The organism is Arthrobacter sp. D3-16 (assembly GCF_054408515.1).
This window is the reverse complement of the sequence record NZ_CP096437.1, coordinates 2,712,856-2,730,991: the sequence shown is the minus strand read 5'-3', so window position 1 is coordinate 2,730,991 and position 18,136 is coordinate 2,712,856. Positions and strand designations below refer to the sequence as shown.

Sequence of the window (18,136 nt, the reverse complement as noted above, 5' to 3'; positions counted from 1 at the left end):
AGGCAGGGGCTGTTTCGTACACTCGAACCAGGTCATGAGTGCCAGTGACAGCCCCGGCTTGCTGGCCGGCAACCCTCCTTCCGCGGTGGGGTGCCCCGGGTGAAGACCTGGCCTGCCGGTCATTCGACGGCGGGCAAGCGCGTAGAAGAGGTCTTGCCATGACGGTTACCGTCACCCGTACCACCGTCCCCGAACACGGGATTGTCCGCTATGCCCCCATCGGGGGGCTGAAGCTGGAAGCCGGCGGATATCTGCCGGACGTGACGCTGGCCTATGAAACCTGGGGCACCCTCAACGCGGACGGCAGCAACGCCATCCTCATCGAACATGCTCTGACCGGCAGCACCCACGTGACCAGGGGCGACACGGACGAACCCGGCTGGTGGGAACAACTCGCCGGGCCGGGTGCGCCGGTGGATACCAACCGTTTCTTCGTGGTGTCCATCAACATTGTGGGCGGTTGCTACGGGTCCACAGGGCCGTCGTCGCTCGCTCCGGACGGAACGCCCTGGGGCTCGCGTTTCCCGCTGGTGACCCTGCGGGACAGCACCGTGGCGGAGGCCAGGCTGGCCGACCAGTTGGGGATCGGGAGCTGGTTTGCCGTGCTGGGCGGCTCAATGGGCGGCGCGCGTGCGCTGGAATGGGCGGTCACCTTTCCCGAACGTGTGCAGCGCTGTGCTGTAATCTCCGTGGGCGCCGCGAGTACCGCCGAGCAGATCGCCTTTGCCCAGGCACAGACCCTCGCCATCCGGCAGGACGCCAACTTCAACGGTGGTGACTACTACAACGGACCCGCTCCCGAGGAAGGCCTGGCCCTGGCCCGGCGCATCGCCCACATCACGTACCGCTCTCCGCTGGAACTGGACGGACGGTTCGGGCGCGCGCCGCAGGCTCCCGAGTCGCCGCTTCAGGGCGAGCAGCTCGGAACCCGCGGGCGCTACCAGGTGGAGAGCTACCTGGATCATCAGGGGACCAAACTGGTCCGGCGCTTTGACGCCAACAGCTACATCGCCATCACCGAGGCGCTCATGAGTCATGACATTTGCCGGGGGCGGGGGTCCCTCACCCAGACCCTGTCCGGTGCCAACGCACGCTTTTTTGTCGCTGCTGTTGACTCGGACCGGCTCTACTTCCCGTCCCAGTCACGGGAGCTTGCCCGGGCGCTTCCCGGAGAGGTGGACGTCCACCTCATCGAGGCGCCCATCGGGCACGACGGATTCCTCACCGAGATCGGCCAACTCGGATCGCAGCTCCGGGAGCACCTTTCGGCATAACGCCCCGCCCCAAAAGCCGAATTGTGTGCATTAATGCAGATGGGCTCTGCATGATTCGCCGTTGAGCTGGGCGTACAGGCAGACCATACTCAATGGGACCCGGCGGTTCGTGGCCAAAATCACGTGTATCCGCCACAGCCTGTCCCAGTGGTGTCGAGGATGACGCCGAAGGAGTTCATAAATGAGTACGGAAAGCTCCGCCGCACGGCGGCCAGAGGAAACCGACGTCAAGGCATCAGGCCTGAAGAAAGTCGTTACGGCCTCCATGGCCGGCACCGTTGTTGAGTGGTACGAGTTTTTCCTCTATGCCTCCGCCGCCACCCTGGTGTTCGGCAAAATGTTCTTCCCCAATTCAGGGACAGAACTGGACGGCATCATCGCCGCCTTCGTCACGTACGCCGTAGGCTTCGTGGCCCGCCCCATCGGCGGCATCGTCTTTGGCCACTTCGGTGACAAGTTCGGCCGCAAGCAGTTGCTGCAGCTGAGCATCATCCTGGTAGGCGTAGCCACCTTCCTGATGGGCTGCCTGCCCACCTTCGCCCAGATCGGCTACTGGGCTCCGGCCCTCCTCGTGTTCCTGCGCTTCGTGCAGGGCTTCGCCGTCGGCGGTGAGTGGGGCGGCGCCGTACTGCTGGTTGCCGAGCACAGCCCCAACAAGTCCCGCGGGTTCTGGTCCAGCTGGCCGCAGTCAGCGGTACCGATGGGCAACCTCCTGGCCACGGGCGTGCTGTTCACCCTTTCGGCCACGCTTTCCGAGGAAGCATTCCTCGGCTGGGGCTGGCGCGTCGCCTTCTGGCTCTCCGCCGTGATCGTGATCGTTGGCTACTACATCCGCACCAAGGTCCAGGATGCGCCGATCTTCATCGAAGCCCGCAAGGAAGTTACGGTGGAAAAGAAGGGCTACGGTGTGGCCGAAGTCTTCCGCCGCTACCCGCGTGGTGTCTTTACCGCCATGGGCCTGCGTTTTGCCGAGAACATCCTCTACTACCTCGTGGTGACGTTCTCCATTACCTACCTGAGGATCATCGTTCAGACGGACACCTCCCGCATCCTCCTGCTTCTGCTCGTGGCGCACTTCATCCACTTCTGCGCCGTCCCGCTCGTGGGCAAGATGTCGGATGCGTTCGGCCGGCGGCCGGTCTACATGGCAGGCGCCATCCTCGGCGGCACGTGGGGCTTCTTCGCTTTCCCCATGATGGACACCGGCAATGACATCGTCATCCTGGCCGCCATCACCATCGGCCTGCTGTTCCACGCGCTGATGTACGCGGGCCAGCCGTCCATCATGGCCGAGATGTTCCCCACCCGGATGCGGTACTCGGGCGTTTCCCTGGGCTACCAGGTCACCTCTATCGTCGCCGGTTCGCTGGCACCGATCATCGCCACATCGCTGCTGGGGACCTTCAAGTCCTCCACACCGGTGGCTCTGTACCTGCTGGGAGCCTGCATCGTCACCGCAATCTCCGTGTTCTTCCTCAAGGAGACCCGCGGCATCTCACTTCACGATGTGGACGCAGCCGACGCCCAGGGCACCGCGGACCTGCTCGCGGCCGGCAAGAAATAGTTAACGGCACCACCAGAGCCAAACAGCACCAACTGCCCGGACCCGCGACCACGCAGGCCCGGGCAGTCGGGCGTCAGCACCTTCGATGAAGTCAGGATTTCCCATGAAAGCAGCAGTCCTTTACTCCACGGTCCCGTCCGGAACCAGCTACACCGAAGCGCAGCCCCTCCGGGTCGAGGAGCTTGACCGGCCGGAACCCCGCGCCGGCGAGTTGGGCATCACCATCACCTACTCGAGCCTGTGCCACTCGGACCTTTCCGTGGTGGACGGCTCCCGCGTCAGGCCCCTACCCATGGCCCTGGGGCACGAGGCTGTAGGGCGGGTTGCCGCAGTGGGTGAGGGTGTCACGGATGTTTCCCCGGGAGACCACGTTGTCCTCGTCTTCGTCCCCAGCTGTAATGACTGCCGTGCGTGCCGGGCGGGCCGTCCGGCACTCTGCCACCGTGCGGCGGAAGTCAACGGGTCAGGGGACCTCCTGCATGGTGAGGCCCTGCTGCGGACGCCCGCAGGGGAGCGGATCAACCACCATCTGGGGGTTTCGGCCTTCGCCGATTACGCCGTGGTGGCCCGGGAGTCGGTGGTGGTCATCGACGACGACGTCCCCGACACCGTTGCGGCAATGTTCGGTTGCGCCGTGCTCACCGGGATGGGAGCTGTCCTCAACACAGCGGCCGTCCAGCAAGGCCAGTCCGTAGCGGTCTTCGGACTCGGCGCCGTGGGTCTGTCGTCCGTTATGGCCGCGGCGCTCTCGGGTGCCTCCTCCGTGATTGCCATCGATCCCAACGCCGGCAAGCACGGGCTCGCCCTGAAGTGCGGGGCAACCGCCGTGGGGACACCGGACGAGGCTTCCCGCCTCATCCAGGAGGCCGCCGGCGACGGCGTGGACACCGCCATCGAAGCTGTGGGGTCAGCCCGGGTCATTGCATCATGCCTCGAGCACGTGACGCGCGGCGGCGCCGTGGTCTCGGTGGGGCTGCCACACCCCACGGCGGAACTGACTGTGCCCGCGCTTCAGTTCGCCGGGGCGGGCAAGCGGCTGCTGGGCTCGTATATGGGCGACGCCGTTCCGGGCCGGGACATCCCCCTGTACCTTGGGTACTGGCGCGAGGGGAAACTTCCCGTTGAGCTGCTGCACACCGACACCCGGCCGCTTGATGAGATCAACGAAGGCCTCGACGCACTGGCCGCGGGGCAGGTGGTGAGGCGGCTCTTCCACGCCTGAGGAGGCGGTTCCGGACAGCCGGGGTCTAGGCTGCCAGTAGATCCTGGCGGGCCGCCACTTCCTCCTTGAGGGCAGCGATCACGGCCTGTACCCTGGCGGACCGGAGCGATTCCGGCCGGGCCACGGCCCAAATGGGCACCTGGCGCTGGAAGTCGTCGGGGAGCACCGGAACGAACTCAGGATTCCGCGCCACCATAAAATTCGGCAGCAATCCGATACCGGCGCCGCGGCGCACCGCCTCCACCTGGGCAAAGATACTCGTCGCCTGGAAGCTGGACCTGGGCATCGGCAACTGCGAGGACCGGTGCCCCAGTTCGGCAACCTGGAGTGCCGACTCAACGTAAGAGACAAAGCCGTGCTGCCCCACGCCGTCGGGCGTTTCCGGCAGGCCCCGCTCGGCGGCGTAGGCCGGGCTGGCGTAGAGCCGGAGGAAGTAGTTGGTCAGGAAGATGGCCTGCGCGTTGCTCACGTCCGTACGTCCCACCACCACCTCCAGGTCCACGCCGGAGCGGTTCTGGCTGACCTTCCGCGTGGCACTGAGCATCTCCACATTCAGCAGGGGATGCTGCTGCTGCAGGCGGACCAGTGCAGGGGTAACGAATTCGGCGCCGAAACCGTCGGAGGTGCTCAGGCGCACCATGCCGGACAGGGCGTCCCGGTCCTGGCCCGTGGCAGCAGCCAATGATCCCAGCGTTTCTTCGATGGTTTCCGCCGCGGCCACAGCCGAAGCGCCCAGCTCCGTCAATTCCCACCCGTGCGGGCTGCGCTCCAGGGTTCGGCCGCCCAGCTGCTTGTCCAGGGCGAGGATCCGGCGCGAAATGGTGGTGTGCGTGGTGCCCATCGTTTCGGCGACGGCGTTGAAGCGTCCCAGCCGGGCCACAGTGAGCAAAATCAGCAAGTCGTCCGGACTCGGAAGCCGCGCCACCCGGTCCCCTTTCCTCTGTGTGCATAAGTGCACATGCCATCTGTGATTTTTCCCCTTGATTGCACTCTAACAGGGTGTGATGGTGGACACAGACCTTCCGGCTGCCCTCGGCCGGAGGCACAGCAAAGGAGCTTATGCCATGGCGGTAGTTGGTTGGATCGGTTTGGGAAACATGGGCGGTTCCATGTCGGGGAACCTGGCGAAGGCGGGTCACGACGTTCGGGGATTCGACCTCAACCCGGCCGCTCTCGCCGCTGCGGAGGCAGGCGGGGTGAAGCCGGCAGGAAGCATCGCCGAGGCAGTCGCGGGGGCCGACGTCGTCTTCACCATGCTTCCCAAGGGCGAGCATGCCAAGGCTGTCTACCTGGGCGGGGACGGGGTGCTGGCGCATGCCGATACGGGCACACTCCTGGTTGATTCCTCCACGATCGATATCGCCGCCGCCAAGGAATTGCACGACGCCGCCGCTGCCGCCGGCTTCCGCTTCGTCGATGCCCCTGTCTCGGGCGGGATGAGCGGCGCCAAGGCAGGAACGCTTACGTTTATGGTGGGCGGTGCAGCTGACGCCGTGGCCGACGCCACCCGTTACATCGAACCGATGGCAGCCAACATCATCCCTACCGGCGGAGCCACCACCGGCCAGGCTGCGAAAATTTGCAACAACCTGATGCTCCTGATCAACCTGGCTTCCACTGCCGAGGGCGCAGTGCTCGCAGACCGCCTCGGCCTCGACAAGAAGGTGTTCTGGGACATCGCTTCCGTGTCCTCCGGCGACAGCTGGGCCCTGCGCACCTGGTACCCGGTTCCCGGCGTGGTCCCCACCGCTGCATCCAACAATGACTTCGCGCCCACCTTCACCGCCGAGCTGGCGAACAAGGACATCGGACTGGCCATCAGCGCTGCCGAGGACACCGGCACGCCGCTCGAAATCGGCAAGCACGTTCAGCAGCTGTACCAGCGCCTCATCGATGCGGGCGAGTCCGGCAAGGACTGCTCCATGATCATCAAGCTCGCCGACGGTTCCCTGGAATCAGCAAAGTAGAAGAGAGACCTCCATGCAGACCATTCCGCATTACATCAACGGCAGCCGCGTTGCCGATGCCGAACGCTTCGGCCCCGTCTACAACCCTGCTACCGGAGAGCAGGAAAAGCAGGTGGCATTGGCTTCCGCTGCCCGGGTAGAAGAAGCCATTGCCGTCGCCTCGGCTGCGCTGCCGGCCTGGCGGGCGACCAGCCTGGCGAAGCGGACCAACATCTTCTTCCGCGTCCGGGAAATCCTGACCCAGCGCAAGTCCGAGCTGGCCGCCATCCTGACCAGTGAGCACGGCAAAGTACTCTCCGACGCCGAAGGGGAAATCTCCCGCGGACTCGAGAACATCGAGTTCGCCACCGGGCTGTCCCACATGCTCAAGGGGGAACGCTCCGAGCAGGTCTCCAGCGGCGTGGACGTCCACTCCGTCCGGCAGCCGGTAGGCGTCGTGGCTTGCATCACCCCGTTCAACTTCCCGGCCATGGTTCCGCTCTGGATGATCGGCAGCGCCCTGGCGTGCGGGAACACCGTACTCCTGAAGCCCAGTGAAAAGGATCCGTCGTCCGCCGTGTTCATCGCGGAAGTCTTCGCCGAAGCGGGACTGCCGGCCGGTGTGCTGAACGTGGTCCAGGGTGACAAAGAAGCGGTGGACGTCCTGCTCGAACACCCGGACGTCAAAGCCGTCAGCTTCGTGGGCTCAACCCCCATTGCGCAGTCAATTTACAAGCGTGCGGCCGATCACGGCAAGCGGGTCCAGGCCCTGGGCGGGGCCAAGAACCACATGGTGGTCCTGCCGGACGCGGACCTTGACATGGCCGCGGACGCTGCCATCTCGGCTGCCTACGGATCGGCAGGCGAGCGCTGCATGGCGGTCAGCGTTCTCGTCGCCGTCGGCACCATCGCCGATGACCTTGTGGCGGCAATCCAGAGCCGGATGGCTACCCTGACGATCGGCCCAGGCACCGACCCGGCATCACAGATGGGCCCGCTGATCACCGCCGAACACCGGGAAAGAGTGGCCTCCTACGTGGCCGGGGCCGAAAACGAGGGCGCCACGGTGGTTGTCGACGGCCGCTCGCAGCAGTTCGATTCCAATGGGTTCTTCATTGGAGTCAGCCTGGTGGACCATGTCAAGCCGGGCATGAAGGTGTACGACGACGAAATCTTCGGCCCCGTCCTGTCCGTGGTCCGGGTGGATACCTACAGCGACGCGGTCCGCCTGGTCAACGACAATGAGTTCGGCAACGGGGTTGCCATTTTTACCCGCGACGGCGGCGCCGCCCGCCAGTTCGAGTTCGACGTCGAGGCGGGCATGGTGGGCGTCAACGTGCCCATCCCGGTGCCGGTGGGCACGTTCTCCTTCGGCGGCTGGAAGAACTCCCTCTTCGGTGACACGCACATGTATGGGCCGGACAGCATCCGTTTCTACACCAGGGGCAAAGTCGTCACCACGCGGTGGCCGGACCCCGCGACCTCGGTGATCGACCTGGGCTTTCCGCAGGTGGACTGACGCAGGTGGAACTGACCTACGTGGACTGACTCAGGTCAGCCGTTCATGATCTCGCCGCGGCGGGCCATGTACTCCTCCACGGAAAGTTCGCCGTTGCTGTACTTCTCATCCAGTTCCGCGAGCTTGCGTGCGCGGTAGCCCTGTGGGGCCGACGGCGGCGGGGGAGTGGCAGGTGCTGCTGGCTGCTGCGGGGATTGGGGTTGCCCCTGCCGGGGTTGTTCCGGCCGGGGCTGCCCGTACTGCGGAAACTGTTGGTCCATGGGCGGAAACTGCTGGTCCATGGGTGGAACCGGCTGGATGGGCGGCAGCGGCTGGGGCCGGTCAAGCTCGCGGAATCCGCCGCTGAAATAATCCTGCTGGGTGTAACCGTCCCGGGGCTGTTTGCTCTGCGGGCCGGCCGAACCGGGGAACTGGCCGCCGCCCGGAAACTGCTCGGGGTAGCGCCCGGAAAAGCTTTGCTCGTGGTTCCTGCGGGCGACAGACTTCCGGTACATCCGCATGGCCATCGGGATCAGGAATGACAAAATGATGATCCAGAAAAACAAGTTACTCACGGTGCCGTGCCTCTCATGTGTGTCCTTCCAGCTTAGCGCCGTACTGCACGCGGACGGCCGGGAGTCCCGTGAACGTGCCGTACCGGTCCACTGCTTCCTGCACTGCGGCTGCCAGCGGGGAACCCGGCCGGTCGTCGGAACTGGTGAGCCGGATGTCCAGCTCACACCGCCCCGGAAGCAGCCTGTGCCGCCAGGAACCGGCCATCCGTCCGTCCAGCAGCACTACGTGCATCGGCTGGCCTTCGAAAGGAAATGCGGGAGCTCCGCCGCCCATGTAACGCCGCGTGGCGGAATAGCCCATGATGTATTCGTCGTAGCACTGGATCAGGTCGATCCGCGGTCCTGCTTCCGAAAGGGCAGCGCCACCAGTCCGCGCGTTGGCTTCAGCGGTGGCGGCGCCAGCACTGTAATAGAGCTCGACGCCGTCAGCCGCCGTCTGGGCGAGGGCTTCGGGGTGTGCCTCCAAGGTGAGTTCCAGGCCCCGCCGGACATCCGTCATGGTCAGTCCTGACCAGTCGGCACAGTCCTTGATGCTTGCGGGGCCGCGGCTGGTGAAATAGCGGCGGGCAAGTTCTGCCAGCGCTTCGGCACGGGCAGGAACCGTCTCCGGGCTGCCGGGAACCCGTTCCTCAAAGAGCGCATAAGTCTGTTTAAGTGCACCACCGCGGCTGCGGACAGGCGCGCCGCTGACCAGGACGCCACTGGCTTCGGCGTGCATGATCAGGTACGCAAGGCGCAGTCCACTGGCCACTATGCCAGCCGCCTGCAGCTTCGCGGCGAGTTGTTCCCGGGTGAGGTGGTTGCCGCCAGCGACAGCACCGGCCAGCACCTCCCCGGCCCGGGCGGCAGTTGCCGTATCGATTCCGGTGAGACGGTACGTGGAGGCATTAGCCTGCTGCAGCCGTGGCGCCGAGATGGCCAGAAGCCAGCGCAGATCGTCCCGGTGGACGAAATGCCAGGTGGGGCGAAGGATATGCGTGCGCAGGATCCGGCCGGCGGCCACTGCGTCCTCGATGTCCGCGGCACTGATCGGCGGATCGATACGGCGTGAAACGCGCTGGGCAAGGCTCCACCTGGCGTAGGGAAACTCCTGCGCCTGGACGGCCAGCAGGTTCCTCAGGGCGGCCTCCGGCGAGGGGGCGCCTGGTTTCCGCAGCAGCTGGGCGGAAAGCCGGTGCCGCACTACCGCATCCGGTTCCATGCCCGTCTCCAGCTGGTCCGCTGCCACGTCACGCCGCCCGCCTCCTGCCCTGGTCACGGGGAACGGCCTGAGAACTGTCCCGCCCGTTGCCCGGAACCGTGGCCCGGCACTATCGCCGGGCGGCCTCGGTGGTCCCCAGCGGACCCTCGCCGGATCCCAGCGGAACACCGGGACCAAAGACGGGACCCGGCGTAGGACGCTTGGCAGTGATTCCATCGCCGGACGATTGGTGGCGCAGCCTGCGCAGCACCCACGGCACAAAATACTCGCGGGCCCACACAAGGTCACCCGAGCGCGCCTCGCGCCAGGTGCGGGGCGGCAGCGGTTTGGGCTGCAGCGGCTCCAGCGTGTGCTGCACGTTCAGCGAGTCCAGCACCATGGCCGCGATGGTGTGATGGCCAAGCGGTGAAAAGTGCAGCCGGTCCTGGTCCCACATCTGCGGATCGCTGAGCTGCCGCAGGGACCACATGTCCGCAATGACGGCATCGTGCCGGGCAGCCACGGTGCGCAGGTTTTCGTTGAAGATCGCCACCTTGCTGCGGATCCTGCCCAGCACCGAAGAACCGGTATCCGGGCCGTTAAAGAGGACCACGGTGGCGCCGCCCATCGCGAGGATCTGCACCACTGAATCGAGCTTTTCAGCCAGGGCGTCAGGGTCGCCGCCCGGGCGCAGCAGGTCGTTGCCGCCGGCCGAGAGGGTGACAAGGTCCGGCTTGAGCGCCAGGCAGGGGGCAAGTTGCTGGTCCACAATCTGCTGCAGCAACCTGCCGCGCACGGCAAGATTCGCGTAGGCAAAGTCGGGCTGCGTACGGCCCAGTTCCTCCGCCACCCGGTCCGCCCAGCCGCGGTAGCCGCCGGGGCGTGAGGGCTCGGGGTCGCCGATGCCCTCCGTGAAGGAATCGCCCATTGCCACGTAGCGGGTCCAGGGGTGGGATCCGGCGCGGGCAGTAGGGGATTGAATGGCACTTGTGTCAGTCACGGTCCTATCCTGCCTTCCGCTTCACTGGCTACGCGAACGTAGGTTGTTACCTTTCGCTAGCTGTAACAATGGAAACCATGACTGAAGCCGAAGTATTTCCTGCCCCTGTTGTTCTGTGGTCCCATCCCGAGGACCAGCGTGACGGCAGGCCGCTGCTGGTACTGCTGCACGGCTACGGCGCCAACGAACAGGACCTGCTCAGTCTGGCTGACCTGCTGCCCGGGGACTTCGCCGTCGCCTCCGTCCGGGCTCCCATCGCCATGGGCCCGGGTTTCACCTGGTTCCCGCTGACGGCTTCCATCGAGTACTCCCTGGAGCGGGTCAAGGCGGCATCGTCCTTTGTGCTGGACTGGATCGACGCCATCAAAGTGGGGCACCCCTCGGTCTCCCTGCTCGGCTTCTCGATGGGAATGGCGATGGCCACCACGCTCCTGCGGCAGCGGCCCACGGACTTCGCCGCCGTCATCGGGCTCTCAGGCTTTGTGGTGGACGCAGGCGACGATCCCAGCTTCAGGGACTCCGAACTGGACGGCACCGTTCCCATGTTCTGGGGCCGGGACCAGCAGGACCCCGTGATCACCCCGGACAAGATCGACTACACCATGGGCTGGGTCCGCAAGCACGTCAAACTTACCAAGGTCCTGTACACGGGCATGTGGCACGGGATCAACCAGCAGGAGATCGGGCACGTGGGTGAATTCCTTACCCACGAAGTCCTCAAAAAGTAGGCGGACGACGACGGGTGCGGGCCCGGCAGGTTAACCTGCTTCGGGTGCAACCACCCGGACCGTTTGCCCGTTGACCGTGACGGTATCGCCATGGTGCAGCTGGCGGCCGCGGCGGTCGTCGATCTCCCCGTTGACCTTGACGAGCCCGTTCTTGATGAGGTCCGCCGCCTCAACGCCGTCCTCCACCAGGTTGGCGAGCTTGAGCAGCTGGCCAAGGCGGATCATGTTGTCGCGGATGGGGATGTCTTCAACACGGTTGCTCATGAAGCAATAATGCCTGACGTAAGGTGGATTCAGTGACCTCCACCCATCGCCTGCCGCTGCTTGCAGGCCTTCCCTTGGCGGTGGGCGCAGGCCTTGCCATTCCCCTGCAGGGCCGGATTAACGGTGCCCTGGGTGCCCGGTTGAACGACGGCATCGCCGCTTCCGTGGTGAGCTTCAGCGCAGGGCTCGTGGTGATGATCCTGATCTCGCTGCTCCTGCCGCGCGGCCGCGCCGGTCTGGCCAGCATCCTGCCGGCCGTCCGCAGCCGGGCTTTCCCCCGGATCTACGTCCTTGCCGGGGGCATCGGGGCGCTGTTCGTCTTTGCGCAGTCCTTTACGGTCGGCATTTTGGGCGTGGCCCTCTTCACGGTTGCCACCGTCACCGGGCAGACCGTCAGCGGGCTCCTCGTGGACCGGTTGGGGATTGGGCCGGCGGGCCGGAAGCCAGTCACCGGGATCCGGATTGTCGGCTGCCTGCTGACCATCGCCGCCGTCGCCTGGGCAGTTTCGCCCCGGTTCAGCGGAGGTGCCGGAGGCGCCGGGGGAGCGGGCGGTGCGGCCGACGGCGGTCCGGCGGGCCTGCTGCTTCCGCTCCTGCTCCCCGTCGCCGCCGGTTTCCTGATGAGCTTCCAGCAGGCGATGAACGGAACGGCCACCGTTTACTACGGCACGCCGATCGCCGCCACGCTGGTCAATTTCGTGGCCGGTTCTGTGGTTCTCTGGACGGCCTATGCCATCAAACTGGCCGTGGTTGGCGCCGGGAACCCCCTGCCGGGGGAGTGGTGGTACTACGTCGGCGGTCCGATGGGATGCGTCTTTATCGGCCTGGGCGCGCTGCTGGTCCGCAGCCTGGGCGTTCTGGTCACAGGCCTGGGCATGATCGCCGGTCAGTTGCTCGGCTCGCTTGCCCTTGACGTGATCCTGCCGCCGCCGGGGACAGTGGTTGCGCCTGCCACAGTGCTCGGCACCATCCTCACGCTGGCTGCCATCATCCTGGCAACCCTGCCCTGGCCGCGGGGCGCACTCCGCAGGTAGGCACCGGTAGGCTAGGACACGCAGCTTTTTCGCATCTTTCCTTCATCCGCCCCCGCGGCAGCCAGCGGTCATGCGCCTCCGGCTTGCCCGGGGCCTGAAAACCGCGGACCGCACCCAGCGGCCCTGTAGAAATTGGAGTTACCCCATGGCAGCAAAATCCGTTCTCGACCAGGTCATTTCCCTCTCCAAGCGGAGGGGCTTTGTGTTCCAGGCCGGTGAGATCTACGGAGGTTCGCGCTCTGCCTGGGACTACGGGCCCCTCGGCGCCGAACTGAAGGAAAACATCAAGCGCCAGTGGTGGCAGTCCATGGTCCGCGGCCGCGAGGACGTGGTGGGCCTGGACTCCTCCGTCATCCTGCCCCGCCAGGTATGGGAAGCCTCCGGCCACGTTGACGTCTTCTCCGACCCCCTGGTGGAGTGCCTCTCCTGCCACAAGCGCTACCGCGCCGACCACCTCGAGGAAGAATACGAGGAAAAGAAGGGCCGCCCCGCCGAGAACGGGCTGAAGGACATCGCCTGCGCCAACTGCGGAACCCGCGGTGAATGGACCGAACCGCAGGAATTCAGCGGCCTCCTAAAGACTTTCCTTGGCCCGGTGGCCAGTGAGGAAGGCATGCACTACCTGCGCCCGGAAACGGCCCAGGGCATCTTCGTGAACTTCAACAACGTCCTCACCACCTCGCGCAAGAAGCCGCCGTTCGGCATCGGCCAGATCGGCAAGTCCTTCCGCAACGAGATCACGCCCGGCAACTTCATCTTCCGCACCCGCGAGTTCGAGCAGATGGAAATGGAGTTCTTCGTCGAGCCCGGCACCGATGAGGAATGGCACCAGTACTGGATGAAGGAGCGCATGTCCTGGTACACCGGGCTGGGCATCCGTGAGGAAAACCTGCGGTTCTTCGAGCACCCGCAGGAAAAGCTGAGCCACTACTCCAAGGGCACCACGGACATCGAGTACCGCTTTGGCTTCCAGGGATCGGAATGGGGCGAGCTGGAAGGCATCGCCAACCGCACCGACTTTGACCTCTCCACCCACGCCAAAGCCTCCGGCCAGGACCTGAGCTACTTCAACCAGGCCACCAACGAGCGGTACACCCCCTACGTCATCGAGCCGGCCGCCGGCCTCACCCGCTCCTTCATGGCGTTCCTGGTGGACGCCTACACCGAGGACGAGGCCCCCAACGCCAAGGGCGGCGTGGACGTCCGCACCGTCCTGAAGCTGGACCCGCGCCTTGCCCCGGTCAAGGCTGCCGTGCTGCCGCTGAGCCGCAACGAGGACCTGTCACCGAAGGCCAAGGACCTTGGCGCGCAGCTGCGAAAGAACTGGAACATCGACTTCGACGATGCCGGCGCCATCGGCCGCCGCTACCGCCGGCAGGACGAAATCGGTACACCGTTCTGCATCACCGTGGACTTCGACACCCTCGAGGACCAGGCCGTGACCATCCGCGAGCGGGACACCATGAGCCAGGAACGCGTTTCCCTGGACAAGGTGGAGGGCTACCTGGCCGCACGCCTGATCGGCGCCTAGCAGTGGCCATCGAATACCGCGCATGGCGCGAGGGTGACGACCTGGCCCTCCTGGAGATCTGGGGCGGCCCCGAAACGTACCAGGCCCGGCAGTTCCGCGGCGCGCTGGCGCTCTCGTCGGCCGGGGGCAGCGGCACCCCGTGGCGGCGCTGCATCGTGGCCGAGGACGTGGTGGACGGCGTCGGAATCCCGGTGGCCGCGGGCGTCGTCTACGAGGCCTCCCTGCACCCGGAGCGGCTCTGGGCCTACATTGAGGTGGCGCGGGACCACCGGCGCTCGGGCATCGGCGCGACGCTCCTGACCATGCTGCGCCGGGAAGCGGAGCAGTCGCCGTCGGGCGTGTCAAAGCTCCGTGCCAAGGTGGAGCCGGGCACCCCGGGTGCCGCCTTCGCTGAGCATTTCGGCCTTTCGCCCATCCAGCGCTCCCGGCTGGTGGTTGTGGAACCGGGCGCCCTCCGGCTTCCGGTGTTCCCCGCGGATGACGACGGCGGCAGGCCGGCCAACGACGAAAACGCCGGCTCCGACGTCGTGATGGACCTGGCCACCGGCTCCGTGGAACTCACGGACGTTGTGGGCCGCTACTACACGGCGATCCACGGCTGGGATTCCCCGGGCGTACTGTCCGTGGGCCAGGTGCAGCGGCTGTTCCTGGACGACCTCACCGGTGCCCATGGCGCCATCGTGCTGCGGGCCCGGCCGGAATCCGCTTTTGGTGCCGGGGTGGCGCCAAGCAAGAAGGGCCGGATCCGCGCCTTTGCCGTCAGCTATGCGGCCCCGGCAGACCCTGACGCGGCACCCAACCAGGAGGACACGGGGCCGGAAACTCCCACGGACGTCTTCGTCGGCCACGAGCCCGCGCTGGACGCCGATGATGCCGCGGAAGCAGTCCGGGACATGCTCGCCCTGATTGCCTACCAGCACCCGGTGATGCTGGAACTGGACGATTCGATGACAGCCCTCCGCGCCGCCGTCGAGCCCCTGCTGGACAGCGGCAAGGCCCGCCTCGCCGGCCCGGAAACCCTGGTGGTCTCGGACTAGGGCAGGGCCACCCAAGTGGCTCGCAGTTAACGCTCCCGCAACGCGATTTCGGAACGTCAACTGCGAGTCACTTGCGTGCGTCAGCTTCGCTTGGGCGGCCACGGGACGAAGCTGCTGGTCGCCTCGCGGTACTCACGGTACCCCGGCCGCCCGGACATCGCCTGCTCCGCCAGCGGCTTGCCCGTCTTCGCCGCCAGTGTCCACACCATCAATGCGGGCGAGAGGACCGTCAGGATTCCCGGCCATGAGTCGGCGGCAACCAGGAACAAGCCCGTCCATACGGCGGCGTCGCCAAAATAGTTGGGGTGCCGGGTCAGGCGCCACAGGCCGGTGTCCAGGACAGTTCCACGCCGGCGCGGGTCCCGCTTGAACTGCTGCAGCTGCCAGTCGCCCACGGCCTCGAAGAAAAACCCGGTGAGCCAGAGCAGGACACCCAGGACCGCAAGCCAGCCCAGGCCGCCTGTGGCGAACATTCCCACCTGGACGGACAGGGAAACGAAGAACATCACCACGCCCTGCGGCAGGTAGACCCGACGCAAAGCGTAAATATCCCTCTTGCCGGGGGCAGAGCCAAGCAAGGCCACGTACCTCGGGTCCTCGTGGCCGTCGCGGGCGCGCCAGCCAATGTGGGTGCCCAGCCGCAGGCCCCACACCCCGGTCAGGAGGAGGAGCAGCAGGCGCCTGGCGTCATCGCCTTCCCCGGCGGAGAGGAACCAGGACACCGCGGCAACGGCCACGAACCCGGGTCCCCAGGCCACGTCCATCACCGAGTGGCGCCCCTGCAGGACGGCCACGGTGTAGGTCACCGCCAGGACCGCGACGACGGTCAGCGCCGTCCAGGGCAGGGCCCCGGCAAAGTCCGGCCAGGGGAAAGGACTCACAGGGTCACCTGAACCGATGACGCCGGCAGCAGCTGCTCAAACCCCCGTGGCAGTGACACGTCAGTCCCGCTTGATTCACCGAAGACTTTCAGGACAAAACCGGTGGATAGTGTGTGCCACAGCCGGATCTTGCGGAACATAAAATGCCCGGCTCCTTTCAGGGCGACGTACTGCATGGATTCAGCATCTGCAGCGGCATGCCGGGCAAACGCGAGCGACGCCGACGGGCTGGTCCACCTGTCAATGGTGCCGTGGACGATCAGCACCTTTCTGCCAGCCACTGCGGAGACCGGAGTCCCGGGGCTGAGCCACGGTGCGAGCGCCACAACCGCTTCCACCTGTGGGTGATCGGCAGCACAGACAGCGGTCAGCCCGCCCATGGAATGGCCCACCAGGAACACGGGAACGCCGGGGTGCCTGCGGCTGATCTGCTCCAGTGCCCAGCGCGCATCCTGCAGCGGCGTCATGTCCGCACCGTTCCAGCCGCGCACGCTGTTGCGAAGAGACCAGACCGCAAGCCCGTGCTTTCTTCCGGCCCGGTGCAGGTGCCTTGCGAAGGGGACCATCCTGGCAGGGCTCAGGTGCCTGGCTTCCACCGGCTCGCGGCTGTGTGATTTCCCGCCGTGCAGCACCAGGGCAACGCCCAAGGTAGGCCCGGATGCCGGAAGCTCGCTAAGAACGGCCCGGTGGACGGTGTCAGCGGCTTCTCCTGCTGCGTTTCCCGGGGCATCAGAACGTCCACTTTCCCCAGTGCTGCCGTTGGCCATGCCAGGCTCCTCCAAGTTCTGACGATCCATTTATCAACCCTATGGTGCCGGACGTAGAGTTCAACGTATGAGGTTCTACTGCTGATGGGGTCCGGTCACTCCCACGCTTCTACAGGTCATTCGGAGCCGACGCCCCAGGCGATGGCCGCCCGCCGGAAGGCAAACCGCATCCTCGCGGCGGTGCTGATTCCCCTGACGCTCCTGACCCTTGCCGGGATGGCAATGCTGTGGCCCTCCGGGAGCAAGGAGGGAGTCTCCCTGGCCAACCCGTACTCCGCCGCGCCCGGTGTCACGTTCGACACCGGCACCATCCAAAGCGTGGTCACCGAAAACTGCATGCAGGGTGTGGCCCAGCAAGGCCAGCAGCCTTCGGGCGAACAAAGCCAAAGCCAGCAGGGCCAAACCCAGCAGGGATCCGACTGCACCTTTGCCTTCACGGAACCGGATAAGGGCGGAAGCCCGGTCAAGGTGGTCATCAACCCGGACGTCGCGAAGTCGCACGGGGTCAAACCCGGTGACCAGATCCGCTACCTTAACCTCTCCAACGCCCAGGGCGCCTCATCCTCCCAAGGTTCGCCAGCCTTTATTTTTGTTGACTTCGTCCGAACCCTGCCCATAGTCCTGCTCGCACTGGTCTATGCCGCGGTAGTCATCGCAGTGGCCCGCTGGCGGGGTCTCAGGGCACTGATCGGCCTCGTGGGCGCCTACTTCGTGCTGGCCAGCTTCATGCTTCCCGGCCTGGTGGAAGGGAAGCCACCGCTGCTGCTGGCCCTGGTGGGATCCACTGTGATTATGATCGGGGTGCTGTACTTCGCCCACGGATTCTCGGCCCGGACCTCCACCGCCCTCCTGGGCACCATGTTCGGGCTGGGCATCACGGCGCTCCTTGCCGCTTGGGCCACCGGAGCTGCGAACCTCGCCGGTGTGGGCAACCATGAGGCGACCGCCCTGGTGAACACCTCAGCCAACATCTCCATCTCCGGCGTAATCCTGTGCGGGCTCATCATCTCCGGGCTCGGTGTCCTCAACGATGTGACCATCACGCAGTCCTCCGCGGTGTGGGAACTGTACGAGCTGGCACCCGGCAGCAGCGCACGGAAGCTGTTCACCTCCGCAATGCGAATAGGGCGCGACCACATCGCCTCCACCGTCTACACCATCGCCTTCGCCTACGCCGGCGCCGCCCTGCCCATCCTCATCATCGTGATGCTCTACGACCGCCCGCTCGCGGACACGCTCACCAGCGCGGAGCTGTCGGAAGAGGTCATCAGGACCCTGGTCGGCTCCATCGGCCTGGTCCTGGCAATCCCGGTCACCACCCTGATTGCGGTGCTGGTGGTCAAGGCCACCGGCTCACGGGGAGCGGACCTTCCGGTGCCGGCTGCCGGCGGAACGGGCAACGCGGGAAGGGATGACGCGGGGAGGGATGACGCGGGAACGGGCAACGCGGGAACGGACAACGGCGAAGGTTCGGCCGGCACTGTACGTTCGGGCAGGGCGGCGACGCGTGCCGCCGTCAATCCGGACGATGTCAACGATACGGGGACCCTTGCCGCGGCGGCCCTGCAGACGCGGCGGGGCCGCAGGGCGGCGGAGCGGGACTGACGGCACCGGTTGCCCGGGGGAGGCCGGACC

General features: G+C 66.1%; 17 protein-coding genes and 1 riboswitch. Of the genes, 10 read left to right on the top strand and 7 right to left on the bottom strand.

What is annotated here, in order from left to right; all coding sequences use genetic code 11:
- Positions 1 to 30: 30 nt before the first annotated feature.
- Positions 31 to 146, top strand: a riboswitch (SAM riboswitch).
- Between the two features lie 12 nt (positions 147 to 158).
- The 3 genes from metX to M1D32_RS13025 all read left to right on the top strand — a co-directional run bounded on the left by metX (position 159) and on the right by M1D32_RS13025 (position 4,060).
- Entirely contained in the window at positions 159 to 1,274 is a 1,116-nt protein-coding gene (metX, locus tag M1D32_RS13035) for a homoserine O-acetyltransferase MetX (RefSeq protein WP_458779072.1), read from the top strand.
- A 181-nt stretch (positions 1,275 to 1,455) separates the two neighbouring features.
- Positions 1,456 to 2,838 (top strand): MFS transporter, encoded by a 1,383-nt coding sequence (locus M1D32_RS13030; RefSeq protein WP_458779071.1) that lies wholly within the window; start codon positions 1,456 to 1,458, stop codon positions 2,836 to 2,838.
- Between the two features lie 103 nt (positions 2,839 to 2,941).
- Entirely contained in the window at positions 2,942 to 4,060 is a 1,119-nt protein-coding gene (locus tag M1D32_RS13025; RefSeq protein WP_458779070.1) for a zinc-dependent alcohol dehydrogenase family protein, read from the top strand.
- 25 nt (positions 4,061 to 4,085) lie between these two features.
- On the opposite strand, the gene M1D32_RS13020 is transcribed toward M1D32_RS13025, so the two are convergent.
- Positions 4,086 to 4,985: a LysR family transcriptional regulator gene (locus tag M1D32_RS13020; protein WP_458779069.1), complete on the bottom strand. Its 900-nt coding sequence runs from the start codon at positions 4,983 to 4,985 to the stop codon at positions 4,086 to 4,088.
- Positions 4,986 to 5,124: 139 nt separating this feature from the next.
- Here M1D32_RS13020 and mmsB point away from each other — a divergent pair, with 139 nt between their 5' ends.
- The gene (gene mmsB / locus M1D32_RS13015; protein ID WP_458779068.1) at positions 5,125 to 6,027 is read left to right on the top strand and encodes a 3-hydroxyisobutyrate dehydrogenase; all 903 of its coding nucleotides are present in this window, start codon (positions 5,125 to 5,127) and stop codon (positions 6,025 to 6,027) included.
- A gap of 13 nt (positions 6,028 to 6,040) precedes the next feature.
- Positions 6,041 to 7,525, top strand: a complete 1,485-nt coding sequence (locus M1D32_RS13010; protein WP_458779067.1) for a CoA-acylating methylmalonate-semialdehyde dehydrogenase — start codon at positions 6,041 to 6,043, stop codon at positions 7,523 to 7,525.
- 35 nt (positions 7,526 to 7,560) lie between these two features.
- Here the strand turns inward: M1D32_RS13010 and M1D32_RS13005 are convergent, their stop codons facing one another.
- The 3 genes from M1D32_RS13005 to M1D32_RS12995 are packed head-to-tail and all read right to left on the bottom strand — an operon-like array spanning position 7,561 to position 10,259.
- A complete protein-coding gene (locus M1D32_RS13005; protein WP_458779066.1) occupies positions 7,561 to 8,079 on the bottom strand; it encodes a hypothetical protein in 519 nt (172 codons plus the stop codon).
- 13 nt (positions 8,080 to 8,092) lie between these two features.
- Complete coding sequence (locus M1D32_RS13000) at positions 8,093 to 9,337, bottom strand: winged helix DNA-binding domain-containing protein (protein ID WP_458779065.1); 1,245 nt, start codon at positions 9,335 to 9,337, stop codon at positions 8,093 to 8,095.
- A 52-nt stretch (positions 9,338 to 9,389) separates the two neighbouring features.
- Positions 9,390 to 10,259 (bottom strand): SGNH/GDSL hydrolase family protein, encoded by an 870-nt coding sequence (locus tag M1D32_RS12995; protein WP_458779064.1) that lies wholly within the window; start codon positions 10,257 to 10,259, stop codon positions 9,390 to 9,392.
- 77 nt (positions 10,260 to 10,336) lie between these two features.
- On the opposite strand from M1D32_RS12995, the gene M1D32_RS12990 reads away from it, so the two are divergent.
- Positions 10,337 to 10,987, top strand: coding sequence for an alpha/beta hydrolase (locus tag M1D32_RS12990; protein ID WP_458779063.1), 651 nt, complete (start codon positions 10,337 to 10,339; stop codon positions 10,985 to 10,987).
- A gap of 30 nt (positions 10,988 to 11,017) precedes the next feature.
- On the opposite strand, the gene M1D32_RS12985 is transcribed toward M1D32_RS12990, so the two are convergent.
- Positions 11,018 to 11,251 carry an RNA-binding S4 domain-containing protein gene (locus M1D32_RS12985; RefSeq protein WP_458779062.1) on the bottom strand — a complete coding sequence of 78 codons (234 nt, stop codon included), beginning with the start codon at positions 11,249 to 11,251 and terminating at the stop codon, positions 11,018 to 11,020.
- Positions 11,252 to 11,283: 32 nt separating this feature from the next.
- Between M1D32_RS12985 and M1D32_RS12980 the strand changes: the two genes are divergently transcribed.
- The 3 genes from M1D32_RS12980 (at position 11,284) to M1D32_RS12970 (ending at position 14,853) form a co-directional block, all read left to right on the top strand.
- Positions 11,284 to 12,285: a DMT family transporter gene (locus M1D32_RS12980; RefSeq protein ID WP_458779061.1), complete on the top strand. Its 1,002-nt coding sequence runs from the start codon at positions 11,284 to 11,286 to the stop codon at positions 12,283 to 12,285.
- Between the two features lie 145 nt (positions 12,286 to 12,430).
- Positions 12,431 to 13,816: a glycine--tRNA ligase gene (locus tag M1D32_RS12975; protein ID WP_458779060.1), complete on the top strand. Its 1,386-nt coding sequence runs from the start codon at positions 12,431 to 12,433 to the stop codon at positions 13,814 to 13,816.
- A 2-nt stretch (positions 13,817 to 13,818) separates the two neighbouring features.
- Positions 13,819 to 14,853, top strand: coding sequence for a GNAT family N-acetyltransferase (locus M1D32_RS12970; protein ID WP_458779059.1), 1,035 nt, complete (start codon positions 13,819 to 13,821; stop codon positions 14,851 to 14,853).
- Between the two features lie 80 nt (positions 14,854 to 14,933).
- Here the strand turns inward: M1D32_RS12970 and M1D32_RS12965 are convergent, their stop codons facing one another.
- Positions 14,934 to 15,734, bottom strand: coding sequence for a DUF1295 domain-containing protein (locus tag M1D32_RS12965; RefSeq protein WP_458779058.1), 801 nt, complete (start codon positions 15,732 to 15,734; stop codon positions 14,934 to 14,936).
- Positions 15,731 to 16,501, bottom strand: coding sequence for an alpha/beta hydrolase (locus M1D32_RS12960; RefSeq protein WP_458779057.1), 771 nt, complete (start codon positions 16,499 to 16,501; stop codon positions 15,731 to 15,733). The genes M1D32_RS12965 and M1D32_RS12960 overlap by 4 nt, the downstream gene beginning before the upstream one ends.
- A 141-nt stretch (positions 16,502 to 16,642) precedes the next feature.
- Between M1D32_RS12960 and M1D32_RS12955 the strand changes: the two genes are divergently transcribed.
- Positions 16,643 to 18,106, top strand: a complete 1,464-nt coding sequence (locus M1D32_RS12955; RefSeq protein WP_458779056.1) for a YibE/F family protein — start codon at positions 16,643 to 16,645, stop codon at positions 18,104 to 18,106.
- The last annotated feature ends 30 nt before the right edge of the window (positions 18,107 to 18,136 follow it).

What these genes read in the sequence shown, in the direction of transcription:
- M1D32_RS13030 (WP_458779071.1), top strand. Translation starts at nt 1,456, where the DNA reads ATGAGTACGGAAAGCTCCGCCGCACGGCGGCCAGAGGAAACCGACGTC.
- mmsB (WP_458779068.1), top strand. Translation starts at nt 5,125, where the DNA reads ATGGCGGTAGTTGGTTGGATCGGTTTGGGAAACATGGGCGGTTCCATG.
- M1D32_RS13025 (WP_458779070.1), top strand. Translation starts at nt 2,942, where the DNA reads ATGAAAGCAGCAGTCCTTTACTCCACGGTCCCGTCCGGAACCAGCTAC.
- M1D32_RS12960 (WP_458779057.1), bottom strand. Translation starts at nt 16,501, where the DNA reads ATGGCCAACGGCAGCACTGGGGAAAGTGGACGTTCTGATGCCCCGGGA.
- M1D32_RS13010 (WP_458779067.1), top strand. Translation starts at nt 6,041, where the DNA reads ATGCAGACCATTCCGCATTACATCAACGGCAGCCGCGTTGCCGATGCC.
- M1D32_RS12975 (WP_458779060.1), top strand. Translation starts at nt 12,431, where the DNA reads ATGGCAGCAAAATCCGTTCTCGACCAGGTCATTTCCCTCTCCAAGCGG.
- metX (WP_458779072.1), top strand. Translation starts at nt 159, where the DNA reads ATGACGGTTACCGTCACCCGTACCACCGTCCCCGAACACGGGATTGTC.
- M1D32_RS12955 (WP_458779056.1), top strand. Translation starts at nt 16,643, where the DNA reads ATGGCCGCCCGCCGGAAGGCAAACCGCATCCTCGCGGCGGTGCTGATT.
- M1D32_RS12985 (WP_458779062.1), bottom strand. Translation starts at nt 11,251, where the DNA reads ATGAGCAACCGTGTTGAAGACATCCCCATCCGCGACAACATGATCCGC.
- M1D32_RS12990 (WP_458779063.1), top strand. Translation starts at nt 10,337, where the DNA reads ATGACTGAAGCCGAAGTATTTCCTGCCCCTGTTGTTCTGTGGTCCCAT.